We start from the raw sequence: 14,630 nt of genomic DNA, 5'->3' as shown, positions 1-14,630 counted from the left end.
GTCAGCGCGGGCCAGCTTTCGGCACCCATCGCCCAGGCGAGCCGCGCGCGGCTCGCCTGGGCGATGGGTGCCGAAAGCTGGCCCGCGCTGACGGCGCGGCTGGAAACGCATATGGCGGCGGTGCGCGCCATCTTCGACGAGCTGATCGGCGAAGATATCCCCGAAATCAGCGATCAGCCTGAGCTGCTGGAGTTTAGCGGGCTGTGGCAGGATTCGCTTGAGGATGCGGAGCTGGCACCGCTGGTGCCGCAGCTCGACGATGAGCAGCGCCGGGCGCTGCATCGCGCGCTGGACGATTTCCGCCAGGATATCAGCCGCCGCACCATCGGGCCGCGCGGGCGGATGGCGATCGACCAGCTTATGCCACGGCTGCTGAGCGAAGTCTGCCCGCGCGACGACGCCGCCGTCACCTTCAGCCGTCTTGTTCCGCTGCTGCTGGGCGTGCTGACGCGCAGTACCTATCTGGAACTCCTTACCGAATACCACGGCGCTCTGCGCCACCTGATTCGCCTGTGCGCGGCGTCGCCGATGATCGCCAGCCAGCTGGCGCGCTATCCGCTGCTGCTCGATGAGCTGCTCGATCCCGCCACGCTCTATCAGCCGACCGCCACCGACGCCTACCGCGACGAGCTGCGCCAGTATCTGATGCGCATTCCGGTCGATGATGAAGAGCAGCAGCTTGAGGCGGTGCGCCAGTTCAAGCAGGCGCAGCTGCTGCGCATTGCGGCGGCAGATATCGCAGGTACGCTGCCAGTCATGAAAGTGAGCGATCACTTAACCTGGCTGGCGGAAGCGATTATCGAATCGGTGGTGCAGCAGGCGTGGCTGATGATGGTGCAGCGCTACGGGCGGCCGCAGCATCTGAAAAATGAGCACGAGCGCGGCTTTGCGGTGCTGGGCTACGGCAAGCTGGGCGGCTGGGAGCTGGGCTACAGCTCCGATCTCGATCTGGTGTTTCTGCATGACTGTCCGGCAGAGACGGTCACGGACGGCGAGCGCAGCATCGACGGGCGCCAGTTCTATCTGCGTCTGGCGCAGCGCATTATGCATCTCTTCAGCACGCGCACCGCCTCGGGCATTCTCTACGAGGTAGACGCGCGGCTGCGGCCTTCCGGCGCCGCAGGCATGCTGGTCAGCACCTTTGACGCCTTCGACGATTACCAGCGCCACGAGGCCTGGACCTGGGAGCATCAGGCGCTGGTGCGCGCCCGCGTGGTGTTTGGCGATGAGGTGCTCGCGGAGCGCTTTAACGCTATCCGCCGCGCCATTCTCTGCCTGCCGCGCGCGCCGGAGGTGCTGCAAAAAGAGGTGCGCGAGATGCGTGAGAAAATGCGCGCGCACCTCAGCAACAGGCACAAAGGGCGCTGGGAGATCAAAACCGACGAGGGCGGCATTACCGATATTGAATTCATCGCGCAATATCTTGTCTTAGCCTGGGCCGCCGAGCAGCCCGACCTGACGCGCTGGTCCGATAACGTGCGGATTTTCGAGCTGGCGGCGCGCTACGATAAAATGCCGGAAGCGGAAGCGCAGGCGCTGACCCATGCCTACGTCACCCTGCGCGACGCGCTGCATCATCTGGCGCTGCAGGAGCTGCCTGGCCACGTTGAGCCGGACGCCTTCGCCGCCGAGCGGCAAACCGTGACAGCGAGCTGGCAGCGCTGGCTAACGTCGCCCTGCTCACCCTGAGCGCCTGTTGATAGCGCAGATCGCATCTGTGCTATCATCCGCGCACTATTTTTACTGCAGTCTGGAGTGTCTGGAATGAAAGTTACTTTGCCCGCGTTCGACCGTGCTTCGGTGCTGGTCGTAGGCGATGTGATGTTGGATCGCTACTGGTATGGCCCAACCAGCCGTATCTCGCCTGAAGCACCGGTGCCGGTGGTGAAAGTGGACGCTATCGAAGAACGTCCCGGCGGCGCGGCGAACGTGGCGATGAACATTGCAGCGCTGGGGGCCGCTTCGCAGCTGATCGGCTTAACCGGTGAAGATGACGCGGCGCGCGTGCTGAGCGAAACGCTGGAAAAGGTCAAGGTTCGCTGTGACTTCGTGGCGGTCAAAACGCATCCCACCATTACTAAACTGCGCGTGCTGTCGCGTAACCAGCAGCTGCTGCGCCTCGATTTCGAAGAGGGTTTCGATCAGGTCGATCCCGAGCCGATCCATCAGCGGCTGCGTCAGTCGCTGAAGGCCGCCGGTGCGCTGGTGCTCTCCGACTATGCAAAAGGCGCGCTCTCCAGCGTGCAGACCATGATTCGCCTGGCGCGCGAGGCGAAGGTGCCGGTGCTGATCGATCCCAAAGGCACCGATTTTGAGCGCTATCGCGGCGCAACGCTGCTGACGCCGAACCTGTCAGAGTTCGAAGCGGTAGTGGGCAAATGCAAGAACGAAGCGGATATCGTTACCCGCGGCATGCAGCTAGTGGCGGATTACGAGCTTTCCGCGCTGCTGGTAACGCGTTCCGAAAACGGCATGACGCTGCTGCAGCCTGGCAAAGCGCCGCTGCATCTGCCGACGCAGGCGCAGGAAGTCTTCGACGTGACCGGCGCGGGCGATACCGTGATCGGCGTGCTGGCGGCAACGCTGGCGGCGGGCGACTCCCTTGAAGAGGCCTGCTTTATGGCCAACGCGGCGGCGGGCGTCGTGGTCGGCAAGCTGGGCACCTCTACCGTCAGCCCGGTCGAACTGGAAAACGCTATTCATGCGCGTCCGGAAGAGGGCTTCGGCATTATGAACGAAGCACAGCTTAAAATTGCGGTTGAACAGGCGCGCAAGCGCGGCGAAAAGGTGGTGATGACCAACGGCGTGTTCGACATTTTGCACGCGGGCCACGTCTCTTACCTCGCCAATGCGCGCAAGCTGGGCGATCGTCTGATTGTGGCGGTAAACAGCGACGCCTCGACGAAGCGCCTGAAAGGCAGCAGTCGCCCGGTGAACCCGCTGGTTAATCGTATGATTGTGCTGGGCGCGCTGGAAGCCGTGGACTGGGTGGTGGCCTTTGAAGAAGATACGCCGCAGCGTCTTATCGCCAGCGTGTTGCCGGATCTGCTGGTAAAAGGCGGCGATTACAAGCCGGAAGATATCGCGGGCAGCAAAGAGGTGTGGGCCAACGGCGGCGACGTGCGCGTGCTGAATTTCGAAGACGGCATCTCTACCACGAACATCATCAAAACCATTCGCGGCGAGTAATGATGCGGGCGGGCGCATCGCGCCCGCCGTAATCCTTACTGCGGCGTGTCGATCTTGCCTGCCGGATCGGGCGTGACAACTGCCGGAGCGGGCGCGGAAGGCTGATGGCTTTCCAGCTGCGCCAGGCGCTGCTCGAGCGCGGCCAGCTTTTCACGCGTGCGCAGCAATACCTGCGTTTGCACATCAAACTCTTCACGATTGACCAAATCCATCCGCGTCAGCTGCGCCTGCAGAACCTGGCGAATTTTCTTTTCGACATCGTCGCCAAATTCACGAATCCCTTTCGGCATTGCCTCGTGCACCTGACGCGCAAGTTGTTCAATTTTTTTCGTGTCGATCATGATGATTTCCTGGTTTCGTGTTGCTGGGGACAGCAGGGAGTGGATCCTGATAAGGGTTAAGTGTAATGCCTGAAACGAAAAGGTTAAACCCGAAATGTCGCGCCGCCTCTATAGCCTGAAATGCAAAAGCATTTGCGGTTTTGATGATTGCCCGACCTGTTGAATGGCGCTATAGTAATTTTGCTTATTCTCAGGGCGGGGCGAAATTCCCCACCGGCGGTAAATCAGCGTTAGCTGAAAGCCCGCGAGCGCTTCCTGGCAACGGGAAGGTCAGCAGATCCGGTGTAATTCCGGGGCCGACGGTTAAAGTCCGGATGGGAGAGGGTAACGACATCTGCCGGGCTGCGCCCGCTTCACGTTATTGCCATGTCTTGATGACATCACTCCTAAGCTCGCCCTGATTCTGGTAACTCATATTATTTATAAGGTTTTTATTACCATGAATCAGACGCTTCTTTCTGAATTTGGCACGCCGGAACAGCGTGTAGAACGTGCAGTCGCTGCGCTCCGTGAGGGACGCGGTGTGATGGTGCTTGACGACGAAGACCGTGAAAACGAAGGCGATATGATCTTCGCTGCGGAAACCATGACCGTTGAGCAGATGGCGCTCACCATTCGCCACGGCAGCGGCATCGTTTGCCTTTGCATGACCGAAGAACGCCGTCAGCAGCTTGAGCTGCCAATGATGGTGGAGAACAACACCAGCTCTTTCGGCACCGGTTTTACCGTGACCATTGAGGCCGCAGAAGGTGTTACCACCGGCGTATCCGCTCAGGATCGCATCACCACTATTCGTGCAGCGATCGCTGATAACGCGAAGCCGAGCGATCTTAATCGCCCTGGCCACGTCTTCCCGCTGCGCGCGCGCGACGGCGGCGTGCTGACGCGCGGCGGCCATACCGAAGCGACCATCGATCTGGTGACGCTGGCGGGCTTTAAGCCGGCGGGCGTGCTGTGCGAACTCACCAACGACGACGGCACTATGGCGCACGCGCCGGAAGCGATCACCTTCGCCAAAGCGCACAATATGCCGGTTGTTACCATTGAAGACCTGGTGGCCTACCGCCGCGCGCATGAAACGCGTCAGGCCAGCTAAGCTGCGCTGCTGACCAACGAAAAACGGGCCGCTTAGCGGCCCGTTTTGTTTTTAGCTGGCGCTTAGCCCAGCTCGCTGACCTGCAGCAGCGCGAGGCTCGCGCCCATTACCGTCATGCCGCACAGCACGCCGTAGCTCGGGTTGTTATGGGGATCGATCTCGCGCGCCAGCGGCATCAGCTCGTCCACCGACAGCGCCACCATAATTCCGGCGACGGCCGCCATCACCGCGGCGATGGTCACCGGCGACATCATCGGGCCGAGCAGGGCAAAGGCCAGCAGTCCGCCGAGGATCTCCGCCATGCCGGAGACGCAGGCCCAGAACAGCGCTTTGCTTTTCGAGCCGGTCGCGGCGTACATCGGGCCGGCTACCGCCAGACCTTCGGGAATATTGTGGATCGCCACCGCCAGCGCGATGCCCAGTCCCAGCTCCATATCGCTGCTGGCGGTCACGTAGGTCGCGACGCCTTCAGGAAAATTGTGCAGGCTGATGCCCAGCGTCAGCAGGATTGCCGTGCGGCGCAGCTTCGCCGGATGGCGCTGCGCCGACATCAAATCCTGCGGATGCTGATGCGGCAGCAGGCGATCCAGTGCGAAATAGCCGAGCAGGCCCAGCATAAACATGCCGTACCCGAGTATCGGTGATATCCCTTCGGTACGCAGCGCGGTCGGCAGCATCTCCATCAGCGATATCAGCAGCATGATCCCGGCTGCGAAGCCGAGCGCGAACGCCAGCATGCGGTTAGATGGCTTCTGACCCAGCACGCCAAATAGCGCGCCGATAAAGGTAGCGCCGCCAGCCAGTACGGTAAGCAGCAAAGGGACCGACATCGCACTCTCCTTAATGATAATCATTCGCATAAAGTTAGCGATAACCCTAAAGAAGATCGAGTTATTTTTGGTAAAGAAGTGTCGGCCAATAGTTATTCAAATCCACTGATGCTCTTCATCATGCTTATGCGCGTTTCCGGCGTCGCGAAAGGGCGTATCGTTATCTTATTGAGAATTTCTGAGGATGAATCATGCAACAAGCGATGCCCGCGCTCTTTTTAGGTCACGGCAGCCCGATGAACGTGCTGCAAGAGAACCGCTATACCCAGGCCTGGCGTCACGCGGGCGAGACGCTGCCGCGCCCGCGCGCCATTATTGCGGTATCGGCGCACTGGTATACGCGCGGCACTGCGGTTACCGCGATGGAAAATCCGCGAACCATTCACGACTTTGGCGGCTTCCCGCAGGCGCTGTTCGACACGCGCTATCCGGCGCCGGGTTCGCCTGCGCTGGCGCAGGAGATCGCCGACGCGCTCGCGCCGACGGCGGTGCACTTCGACCACGAGTGGGGGCTGGATCACGGCGCCTGGGGCGTGCTGATCAAGATGTATCCAGAGGCCGATATTCCGGTGGTGCAGCTCAGCGTCGATGGCACGCAGTCTCCCGCCTGGCATTTTGAGCAGGGCAAAAAGCTGGCGGCGCTGCGCAACAGCGGCGTAATGATTGTCGCCAGCGGCAACGTGGTGCACAACCTGCGCAAGGTACGCTGGGACGAAACGGCGGAAGCCTGGCCCTGGGCACAGCGCTTCAGTCAGTTTGTACGGGATAACCTGGACTATTGGGGCGAAACCGGGACGCACCCGCTGGTTAACTTCCTGCAGCATCCCGACGCGGCGCTGTCGAACCCGACGCCGGAACACTATCTGCCGCTGCTCTATGTGCTGGGCGCGCGTCAGGCAGACGAGCCGGTGACCGTGCCGGTAGACGGCCTCGAGATGGGCGCTATCAGTATGTTGTCGGTGCAGGTGGGCTAAGGGAAAGCGGGCCGGAGCGGCCCGCCTGGCTTACTCAATAAAAGCGTGGGGATAGAAGCGGGAAAGATCCTGGGTGATCAGGTCGCGATCCTCGCGCAGACCGATGCCGGCCGGCTGATCGTCTATCAGCCAGCTGCCGATCAAGGTGTAGCTGTCGCCAAACTTCGGCAGCGGGCAGAACTGCTGCACGATCATGCCCTCTTCGCCGTAGGGCCCGTCGACGCGCGCAATCTCCTGACCGTTTTCCACGATGCGAATATTGGCGCCTTCGCGCGAGAAGAGCGGCTTCACCACATATTTATCCATGTGCGGCACATTATCTTCGGCGAAATAAGCGGGCAGCAGGTTAGGGTGGTCAGGGAACATCTGCCACAGCATCGGCAGCAGCGCCTTGTTGGAAATAATGCTCTTCCAGGCCGGTTCCAGCCAGCGCACGCCCGCATCCGCCAGCTTGGTGGAGAAGATCTCGCGCAGCATAAACTCCCACGGGTAGAGCTTGAACAGGTTGCTGATCACCTGATCATGCACGTCGGTGAACTGCCCCTTGTCGCCGAGGCCGATCTCGTCGATATAGAGAAACTCGCTCGGCAGACCCGCCTCGGTCGCGCAGTCCTGCAGATATTGCACCGTGCCGCGATCCTCTTCAGTATCGCGGCAGCAGGCGAAGTGCAGCCACTGAAAGCCGTGCTGCTGATGCAGCGCGGCGAAACGCGCGATCAGCTTTTCCTGCAAACTGTTGAACTGATCGCTGCCCGGCGGCAGCTGACCGGCGTTAAGCTGATCCTCCAGCCAGATCCACTGAAAGAAGGCCGCTTCGTAAAGTGAGGTCGGCGTGTCCGCATTGTTCTCCAGCAGCTTAGCGTCGCCCTGGCCGTCCCAGGCGAGATCGAGGCGCGAATAGAGCGACGGCTGGCGCAGCTTCCAGGAGTCGCGCACGAAATCCCAGGTGTGCTTCGGAATGCGGAATTTTTCCAGCAGCTGTTCGCTGCCCACGACTTTCTCCACCACCTGCAGACACATCTGGTGCAGCTCCGCCGTGGTCGCTTCCAGTTTATCTATCTGCGCCAGCGTGAACTGATAGTAGGCATCTTCGCACCAGTAGGGCTCGCCGTGCATGGTGTGAAACCGAAAGCCATACTCCGTGGCTTTTTCGCGCCAGTCGGGACGCTCGTTGATCGCAATGCGTTGCATAACGGCTTTAGCCTCCCAGCGAACGGCTGGAGGTGCCGGTGGCGCTGCTGCGCGCCATGCTGTTCTGCTTCGCTACCGTTTCGCCGAAGCCGCCGCGCGTAATGGTCGTGGTGGTGGCCGGTTTCGGCGCCAGCGCGGTTTTCGGTACGTTCATGGTGCGGCCGGAGGTGGCGGCGCCGTAGTTTTTACCCGAGGCGTCAACAAACTGGCCGTTTGCCGGGCTGTTCGGGGTGCGCGGCGAGAAGAGCGGCTGCTGAGCGAAGCCTGCGCCGCCGCCCATCAGGCGGCCCATCATATAGCCCGCCATCAGCGGCATCCAGAAACTGCCGCTCTGCTGCGCTTCGGCGTTCTGCGTGGTGCCGACGCCAGCCTGCGCCGGTGCCTGCTGGCACTGGTTCTCACCAAATTCCGCCACGCAGTCTTCGCGCGTGGCGTATTTCGGTGCGGTGCGCTCCGCTTCTTTCAGCGCGTTATTGTAGGCGGTAGTGCACTGCGCGCTCTGGCCCGGATTGGCCTTACTGCAGTCATCCGCATTCTGATACAACGACACCGTTTCGTCGCTCTTTTCGCAGCCCGCCAGGGTAAATACCGCGGCGATGGCCAGTGCAACCGGCGTTAAATGGCGTGCCTGCCAGCTTTTACGAAAAGCGGCATGGCGGATATTTTTTGTCCGTTTCATCGTTCTCATCCTGTGCCCAAAGGTGATGCTCAGGATAGGGGATCGCTGGTGGAAAATGAAGCTGAGGGCCTGATGCGGAAAGGATCTTTACGTTGTTATACGTTTAACGGAGAGACGGGCCGCAAAGCGGCCCGTTGAGGATTAGTTACGGAATGGATTGCCGCTGCTGCGCTGAGTGACGGGACGCGCCGCAGGAGCCGCTGGCTCTGCCGACGGGCCGTTGTCAACGCGCGCGGTCTGCTGCGGGTTTTCCGGCGCGACGCTTTCCGGCGACGTCGAAATCTCTTTGCCGAGCTGGCTGTTAAGCTGCTGCAGATCCTGCTCGTTCAGCGTGCCCAGGGCATATTTGATATTGAGCTGGTTGATCAGGTAGCTGTAGCGCGCGTCGGAGAGCTGCTGCTTGGCGTTGTAGAGCGTTGTGGTTGCGTCCAGCACGTCGACGATGGTGCGCGTGCCGACCTGATAGCCCGCTTCCATAGCGTCCAGCGAGCTTTGCGCAGACACCACCGCCTGTTTGTAGGCTTCGATGCTGCTGACGGAGGCGTTGACGTTGTTATATGAGGAGCGCACGGTCTGCACGGCTGAGCGATGCGCGCTCTCCAGCTGCTCGCTGGCGCTGACGTAGTTATACTGCGCCTGCTTCACCTGCGAAGTGACCGCGCCGCCGCTGTAGAGCGGCAGCGAGAAGCTCAGACCCACCTGGTTGGTACCGGTGATGGAGTCGGTGCTGCCCGCGCTCTGATTGGCGCGGCTGCCGCCATATTTGCTGTTGGAAAGGCCGGTTGACGCGGTTAAATCCAGCGTCGGCATATGGCCGGTTTCAGCGTAGCGGATCTGCTCGCGTGCCAAATCCTGGTTCAGACGCGCCGACAGCAGGTTCAGGTTACGGCTCTCCGCCTGCTTCAGCAGCGCGCTGACCGCATCCGGTTTGGTGGTTTTAAAGCGGTCGATATTCAGCGACGCCAGCGCAAGGTAGTCATTGCCGGTAATCTGACGCAGCGTCTCAACCATATTGTCGAGGTTGTTGCGCGCGGTCACTTCATTGGCCAGCACGCTGTCATACTGGGCGCGGGCGTTCTGCACGTCGGTGATCGCCACCAGGCCAACGTTAAAGCGCTGCGTGGTCTGATCCAGCTCGCGATAGATCGACTGTTTTTGCGCTTCGATATAGGAAAGGGTGTCGATCGCCTTTAACACGTTGAAATAGGCGGTGGCGGTATTCAGGATTAAATCCTGCTGGGCGACCTGATAGGTGACATCCTGAATGCCGGCAGTTTTTTCCTGCAGCGTCAGGTTGCGCCATTTCGACATATCGAAAATGGTCTGAGTTAATTGCAGCGATCCGCTGGTCGTGTTGGAATGAAGGCCGCTGCTGTCGCGATAACCGTTGCTATAGGTGTAATCCGCGCCTAAACCTAACTGAGGCAACAAAGGGCTGCGTGCTTCATTGATCTTTTCAAAGGCGGCGTCGCGTGTGGCTGCGGAGCTGCGCAGATCCGGGTTGCTCAGACGCGCTTGTTGATAGACCTGCAGCAGATCCTCTGCCTGGCTAGCAAGGCTGAAACCGGCCAGGCTCAGCCCAATGAGAAGTGGGAGCAGTTTTTTCATTTGCATTCCTTTTGTTGCAGCAAATTACAGGGGTAGCGCTGCCGGATAAGCCAAAAAATAATCGCAGATTCTAGCAGAGTGCGACTGTGAGATAAGTTGGCTGAACGTGCCTTCTCCCCCTAATTTACGTAAATAATTCAGAAAGAACCACTCGGATGGAGCCTCAGGGTTGGCTTTTAGCCGCTCCGTCCCAATCTGCATAAGGAGCCCGACGATGAGCGGCGAAAAAACTTCCCCAGTGACTTTTACAAAAAACGATGTAGAAATTATTGCACGCGAAACCGCCTGGAAAGGTTTTTTTTCCATTGTTCGCTACCGGTTTCGCCACCGCCGTTTTAATGGCGAAATGAGTGGCGAGGTGGTGCGCGAAGTTTTTGAGCGTGGACACGCCGCGGTACTGCTACCCTACGATCCTCTACGCGACGAAGTGGTGCTGATCGAACAGATCCGCATTCCCGCCTTTGACGTTAGCGAAACGCCCTGGCTGCTGGAGATGGTGGCGGGGATTATCGAGCCCAACGAAAGCGCCGAAGAGGTGGTGCGACGCGAAGCCGTAGAAGAAGCGGGGCTGAACGTCGGTCGGGTTAAACCCGTGTTAAACTATCTCGCCAGCCCTGGCGGCACCAGCGAGCGCTTGTCGATCCTGGTGGGAGAAGTGGATGCCAGCCTGGCAAAAGGATGCCACGGTCTGGAGGAAGAGAATGAGGATATTCTTGTGCATGTGGTCAGCCGCGAACAGGCTTACCGCTGGGTGGAAGAGGGGATTATCGACAACGCGGCGTCTGTCATCGCCCTGCAATGGCTGGCGTTGCACCATGAAAAACTACGAGAAGAGTGGAAGCTAAAATGAAACAGCGCTATATCCCTGATTTCCCCGAAATGATGCGGCTCTGCGAAACCAATTTCGTTCAGCTGCGTCGTTTGCTGCCGCGCAGCGACGAGGCCGGCGCGTCGGTGGTCTATCAGGTAAAGGGCGCCCGCTATCAGTTGACCATAGAAGAGTCCACGCGCTACACCACGCTGGTGGAAATCCGCCAGGTGGCGCCGACCGTCAGCTACTGGAGCCTGCCTTCCATGTCGGTGCGGCTCTATCATGACGCGCTGGTAGCCGAAGTGTGTTCAACGCAGCAGATCTATCGCTTTAAAGCGCGCTATGATTATCCTAATAAAAAACTGCATCAGCGCGACGAGAAACATCAAATCAACCAGTTTCTGGCAGACTGGCTGCGCTACTGCCTGGCGCAGGGCGCGATGGCGGAGCCGGTCTGCTGATCGCACAGATAATGCATTATTCGGCGTGGAGACGAAGGAAACGCTTTGGATAGCCTGCTAACACTTCCTGCGGCGAATGGGGCCGGGATCAGGATTTTGCAAATCACGGACACCCACCTTTTCGCTGGAAAAAATGAATCGCTGCTGGGCGTGAATACCTGGGCGAGTTATGACGCGGTGCTGGACGCCATTGCGGCGCAGCAGCGCGAGTACGATCTGATTATCGCCACCGGCGATCTCGCTCAGGATCACTCTGTCGAAGCCTATCAGCACTTCGCTGAGGGCATCGCGCGTCTGCCGAAACCCTGCGTCTGGCTGCCGGGCAATCACGATTTCCAGCCGGCGATGGTCGACACCCTGGCCGAGGCGAAGCTCGCCGCCCACAAGCATGTGCTGCTCGGCGACCAGTGGCAGCTGGTGATGCTCGACAGCCAGGTGTTCGGGGTGCCGCACGGCATGCTGAGCGACTATCAGCTGGAGTGGCTGGAGAAGACGCTGGCTCGCTATCCGCAGCGCCACACGCTGGTGGTGCTGCACCATCATCCGCTGGCGAGCGGCTGCACCTGGCTCGATCAGCACAGCCTGCGCAATTCCCATCAGCTTGACGCGGTGCTGCAACACTATCCGCTGGCGCGCACCCTGGTGTGCGGCCATATCCATCAGGAGCTCGATCTCGACTGGCGCGGCCGCCGCGTGCTGGCAACGCCCTCGACCTGCGTGCAGTTCAAACCGCACTGCACCAGCTTTACCATCGACACCGTTGCCCCCGGCTGGCGCTGGTTTACCCTCTATCCAGACGGATCTTTTGCGACCGAAGTCGAACGGCTGCAAACCGACGCGTTCCGCCCGGACCTGGACTCGGACGGATACTGACGCATGGCGGCGCTGCTCTATCTGCACGGTTTCAACAGCTCGCCGCGCTCCGCCAAGGCGACGCAGCTGCAGCAGTGGATGGCGGCGACGCATCCGCATATTGAGGTTATCGTGCCGCAGCTGCCCGCTTTTCCCGCCGAGGCCGCCGCGCTGCTGGAGGAGAAAGTGATGGCCCTGAGCGGCCAGCCTCTTGGCCTGGTTGGCTCTTCGCTGGGGGGCTATCTCGCCACCTGGCTCTCCCAGTGTTTTATGCTGCCCGCCGTGGTGGTCAATCCGGCGGTGCGTCCTTTTGAGCTGCTGGCGGATTACCTTGGGGTCAACCAGAATCCCTACACGGGCCAGCAATATGTGTTAGAGTCTCGCCACATTTACGATCTGAAAGTCATGCAGATTGACCCGCTGGAAGCGCCCGATTTACTCTGGCTGCTGCAACAAACGGGCGACGAAGTGCTTGATTACCGCCAGGCGCTCGACTACTACAGCGCGTGCCGACAAACGGTAGAGCAGGGCGGCAATCATGCGTTTACTGGATTCGAGCGCTATTTCCCGCAGATTCTGGACTTTCTGGGTCTGAATCACGACTAACTCGCGGAAATTGCACATAATTTCACGCTTCTGATTAGAAATTTATCATGAGTCAATCAAGCTATAACGCGGATGCTATTGAGGTTCTGACTGGCCTTGAGCCGGTTCGCCGTCGTCCCGGCATGTATACCGATACGACGCGCCCTAACCATCTGGGTCAGGAAGTTATTGATAACAGCGTCGATGAGGCGCTGGCGGGCCATGCCAAACGGGTCGAAGTGATTCTGCACGCCGATCAGTCGCTGGAAGTTATCGATGACGGACGCGGCATGCCGGTGGATATCCATCCGGAAGAGGGCGTGCCTGCGGTCGAGCTGATCCTCTGCCGTCTCCATGCGGGCGGCAAGTTCTCCAGCAAAAACTATCAGTTCTCAGGCGGCCTGCACGGCGTCGGCATCTCCGTGGTCAACGCCCTGTCGAAGCGGGTAGAGGTCACCGTGCGCCGCAACGGCGAGATCTACAACATCGCGTTTGAGAACGGTGAGAAAGTGCAGGAGCTGACCAAAACTGGCACGGTGGCGAAACGCAACACCGGCACCAGCGTACACTTCTGGCCTGACGAGAGTTTCTTCGACAGCCCGCGCTTTTCGGTTTCCCGCCTCTCCCATCTGCTGAAGGCCAAGGCGGTGCTCTGCCCCGGCGTGGAGATCCTCTTTAAAGACAAGGTCAACAATACCGAACAGCGCTGGTGCTACGAAGATGGCCTGACCGACTACCTGTGCGAAGCGGTCAACGGGCTGCCAACGCTGCCGGAAAAACCGTTCGTCGGCAGCTTCTCCGGCGAGAAGGAAGCGGTGGACTGGGCGCTGCTGTGGCTGCCGGAAGGGGGCGAGCTGCTGACCGAAAGCTACGTCAACCTGATCCCGACCATGCAGGGCGGCACGCACGTCAACGGCCTGCGTCAGGGGCTGCTCGATGCGATGCGCGAGTTCTGCGAATACCGCAATATCCTGCCGCGCGGCGTGAAGCTCTCGGCGGAAGATATCTGGGATCGCTGCGCCTACGTGCTGTCGGTGAAGATGCAGGATCCGCAGTTTGCCGGGCAGACCAAAGAGCGTCTGTCGTCTCGCCAGTGCGCCGCCTTCGTCTCGGCGGTGGTAAAGGATGCCTTCAGCCTGTGGCTGAATCAGAACGTGCAGGCGGCGGAGCAGCTGGCGGAGCTGGCGATCTCCAGCGCGCAGCGCCGTATGCGCGCGGCGAAAAAAGTGGTGCGCAAAAAGCTTACCAGCGGGCCGGCGCTGCCGGGCAAGCTGGCGGACTGCACCGCGCAGGATCTGAATAAAACCGAACTCTTCCTGGTGGAAGGGGATTCCGCAGGCGGATCCGCCAAGCAGGCGCGCGATCGCGAATATCAGGCGATCATGCCGCTGAAGGGCAAGATCCTCAACACCTGGGAGGTCTCGTCTGACGAAGTGCTGGCGTCGCAGGAGGTGCATGACATCTCCGTGGCGATCGGCATCGATCCCGACAGCGACGATCTCAGCCAGCTGCGCTACGGCAAGATCTGTATCCTCGCCGATGCTGACTCGGACGGCCTGCATATCGCCACGCTGCTGTGCGCGCTGTTTGTGATGCACTTCCGCTCGCTGGTGAAAGGTGGCCACGTCTACGTCGCGATGCCGCCGCTCTACCGTATCGATCTCGGTAAAGAGGTCTATTACGCCCTCGACGAAGATGAGAAAGAGGGCGTGCTGGAGCAGCTGAAGCGCAAGAAGGGCAAGCCGAACGTGCAGCGCTTTAAAGGGCTGGGCGAGATGAACCCGCTGCAGCTGCGCGAGACCACCCTCGACCCCAATACGCGCCGCCTGGTGCAGTTAACGGTGGACGAGGGCGACATTGAGCAGACGCTGCGCGTGATGGATATGCTGCTGGCCAAGAAGCGTTCGGAAGATCGCCGCAACTGGCTGCAGGAAAAAGGCGATATGGCCGATATCGAAGTGTAATCATCGCGCTGCGGCGCGGCGCGCCATTCCGGGCTGCGGCCTGAATGGC

The 14,630-nt window shown here is 60.2% G+C and carries 15 protein-coding genes and 1 riboswitch; of the genes, 9 read left to right on the top strand and 6 right to left on the bottom strand.

Annotation, left to right across the window (positions count from 1 at the left end):
• A partial coding sequence (gene glnE / locus MHZ97_RS18730; RefSeq protein WP_239323795.1) for a bifunctional [glutamate--ammonia ligase]-adenylyl-L-tyrosine phosphorylase/[glutamate--ammonia-ligase] adenylyltransferase occupies positions 1–1,689 on the top strand: 1,689 nt, incomplete at its 5' end.
• A gap of 75 nt (positions 1,690–1,764) precedes the next feature.
• Complete coding sequence (hldE, locus tag MHZ97_RS18725) at positions 1,765–3,189, top strand: bifunctional D-glycero-beta-D-manno-heptose-7-phosphate kinase/D-glycero-beta-D-manno-heptose 1-phosphate adenylyltransferase HldE (protein WP_239315355.1); 1,425 nt, start codon at positions 1,765–1,767, stop codon at positions 3,187–3,189.
• A gap of 35 nt (positions 3,190–3,224) precedes the next feature.
• Here hldE and MHZ97_RS18720 read toward each other — a convergent pair whose 3' ends face one another.
• The gene (locus MHZ97_RS18720; protein WP_033752486.1) at positions 3,225–3,530 is read right to left on the bottom strand and encodes an accessory factor UbiK family protein; all 306 of its coding nucleotides are present in this window, start codon (positions 3,528–3,530) and stop codon (positions 3,225–3,227) included.
• Between the two features lie 182 nt (positions 3,531–3,712).
• A riboswitch (FMN riboswitch) is annotated at positions 3,713–3,860 on the top strand.
• Positions 3,861–3,969: 109 nt separating this feature from the next.
• On the opposite strand from MHZ97_RS18720, the gene ribB reads away from it, so the two are divergent.
• Positions 3,970–4,626: a 3,4-dihydroxy-2-butanone-4-phosphate synthase gene (gene ribB, locus MHZ97_RS18715; protein WP_103794636.1), complete on the top strand. Its 657-nt coding sequence runs from the start codon at positions 3,970–3,972 to the stop codon at positions 4,624–4,626.
• Between the two features lie 62 nt (positions 4,627–4,688).
• On the opposite strand, the gene zupT is transcribed toward ribB, so the two are convergent.
• Positions 4,689–5,456, bottom strand: a complete 768-nt coding sequence (gene zupT, locus MHZ97_RS18710; RefSeq protein WP_239315356.1) for a zinc transporter ZupT — start codon at positions 5,454–5,456, stop codon at positions 4,689–4,691.
• 188 nt (positions 5,457–5,644) lie between these two features.
• On the opposite strand from zupT, the gene ygiD reads away from it, so the two are divergent.
• A complete protein-coding gene (gene ygiD, locus MHZ97_RS18705; protein WP_239315380.1) occupies positions 5,645–6,430 on the top strand; it encodes a 4,5-DOPA dioxygenase extradiol in 786 nt (261 codons plus the stop codon).
• Positions 6,431–6,460: 30 nt separating this feature from the next.
• On the opposite strand, the gene MHZ97_RS18700 is transcribed toward ygiD, so the two are convergent.
• From MHZ97_RS18700 to MHZ97_RS18685, 4 genes are all read right to left on the bottom strand, one after another.
• The gene (locus tag MHZ97_RS18700) at positions 6,461–7,621 is read right to left on the bottom strand and encodes a glutathionylspermidine synthase family protein (protein WP_103794639.1); all 1,161 of its coding nucleotides are present in this window, start codon (positions 7,619–7,621) and stop codon (positions 6,461–6,463) included.
• Between the two features lie 7 nt (positions 7,622–7,628).
• Positions 7,629–8,300, bottom strand: coding sequence for a DUF1190 family protein (locus MHZ97_RS18695; protein ID WP_103794640.1), 672 nt, complete (start codon positions 8,298–8,300; stop codon positions 7,629–7,631).
• 141 nt (positions 8,301–8,441) lie between these two features.
• Positions 8,442–9,908, bottom strand: a complete 1,467-nt coding sequence (gene tolC, locus MHZ97_RS18690) for an outer membrane channel protein TolC (protein ID WP_103794641.1) — start codon at positions 9,906–9,908, stop codon at positions 8,442–8,444.
• 24 nt (positions 9,909–9,932) lie between these two features.
• Complete coding sequence (locus MHZ97_RS18685; RefSeq protein WP_239315381.1) at positions 9,933–10,214, bottom strand: hypothetical protein; 282 nt, start codon at positions 10,212–10,214, stop codon at positions 9,933–9,935.
• On the opposite strand from MHZ97_RS18685, the gene nudF reads away from it, so the two are divergent.
• The 5 genes from nudF to parE are packed head-to-tail and all read left to right on the top strand — an operon-like array spanning position 10,123 to position 14,581.
• On the top strand, positions 10,123–10,758 hold the full coding sequence (nudF, locus tag MHZ97_RS18680) for an ADP-ribose diphosphatase (protein ID WP_103794642.1): 636 nt from the start codon (positions 10,123–10,125) through the stop codon (positions 10,756–10,758). The genes MHZ97_RS18685 and nudF overlap by 92 nt on opposite strands.
• A complete protein-coding gene (locus MHZ97_RS18675; protein WP_103794643.1) occupies positions 10,755–11,180 on the top strand; it encodes a DUF1249 family protein in 426 nt (141 codons plus the stop codon). The genes nudF and MHZ97_RS18675 overlap by 4 nt, the downstream gene beginning before the upstream one ends.
• A 45-nt stretch (positions 11,181–11,225) precedes the next feature.
• Positions 11,226–12,053 (top strand): 3',5'-cyclic-AMP phosphodiesterase, encoded by an 828-nt coding sequence (gene cpdA / locus MHZ97_RS18670; protein ID WP_103794644.1) that lies wholly within the window; start codon positions 11,226–11,228, stop codon positions 12,051–12,053.
• Between the two features lie 3 nt (positions 12,054–12,056).
• Positions 12,057–12,638, top strand: coding sequence for an esterase YqiA (gene yqiA / locus MHZ97_RS18665; protein WP_103794645.1), 582 nt, complete (start codon positions 12,057–12,059; stop codon positions 12,636–12,638).
• 47 nt (positions 12,639–12,685) lie between these two features.
• Entirely contained in the window at positions 12,686–14,581 is a 1,896-nt protein-coding gene (gene parE, locus MHZ97_RS18660; RefSeq protein WP_239315357.1) for a DNA topoisomerase IV subunit B, read from the top strand.
• The last annotated feature ends 49 nt before the right edge of the window (positions 14,582–14,630 follow it).

It is taken from the genome of Pantoea sp. ACRSC (genome assembly GCF_022346785.1).
Classification (GTDB): Bacteria; Pseudomonadota; Gammaproteobacteria; order Enterobacterales; family Enterobacteriaceae; genus Pantoea; species Pantoea alvi.
The sequence above is the reverse complement of the archived record's forward strand: the minus strand, read 5'-3'. Positions and strand labels throughout refer to the sequence as shown.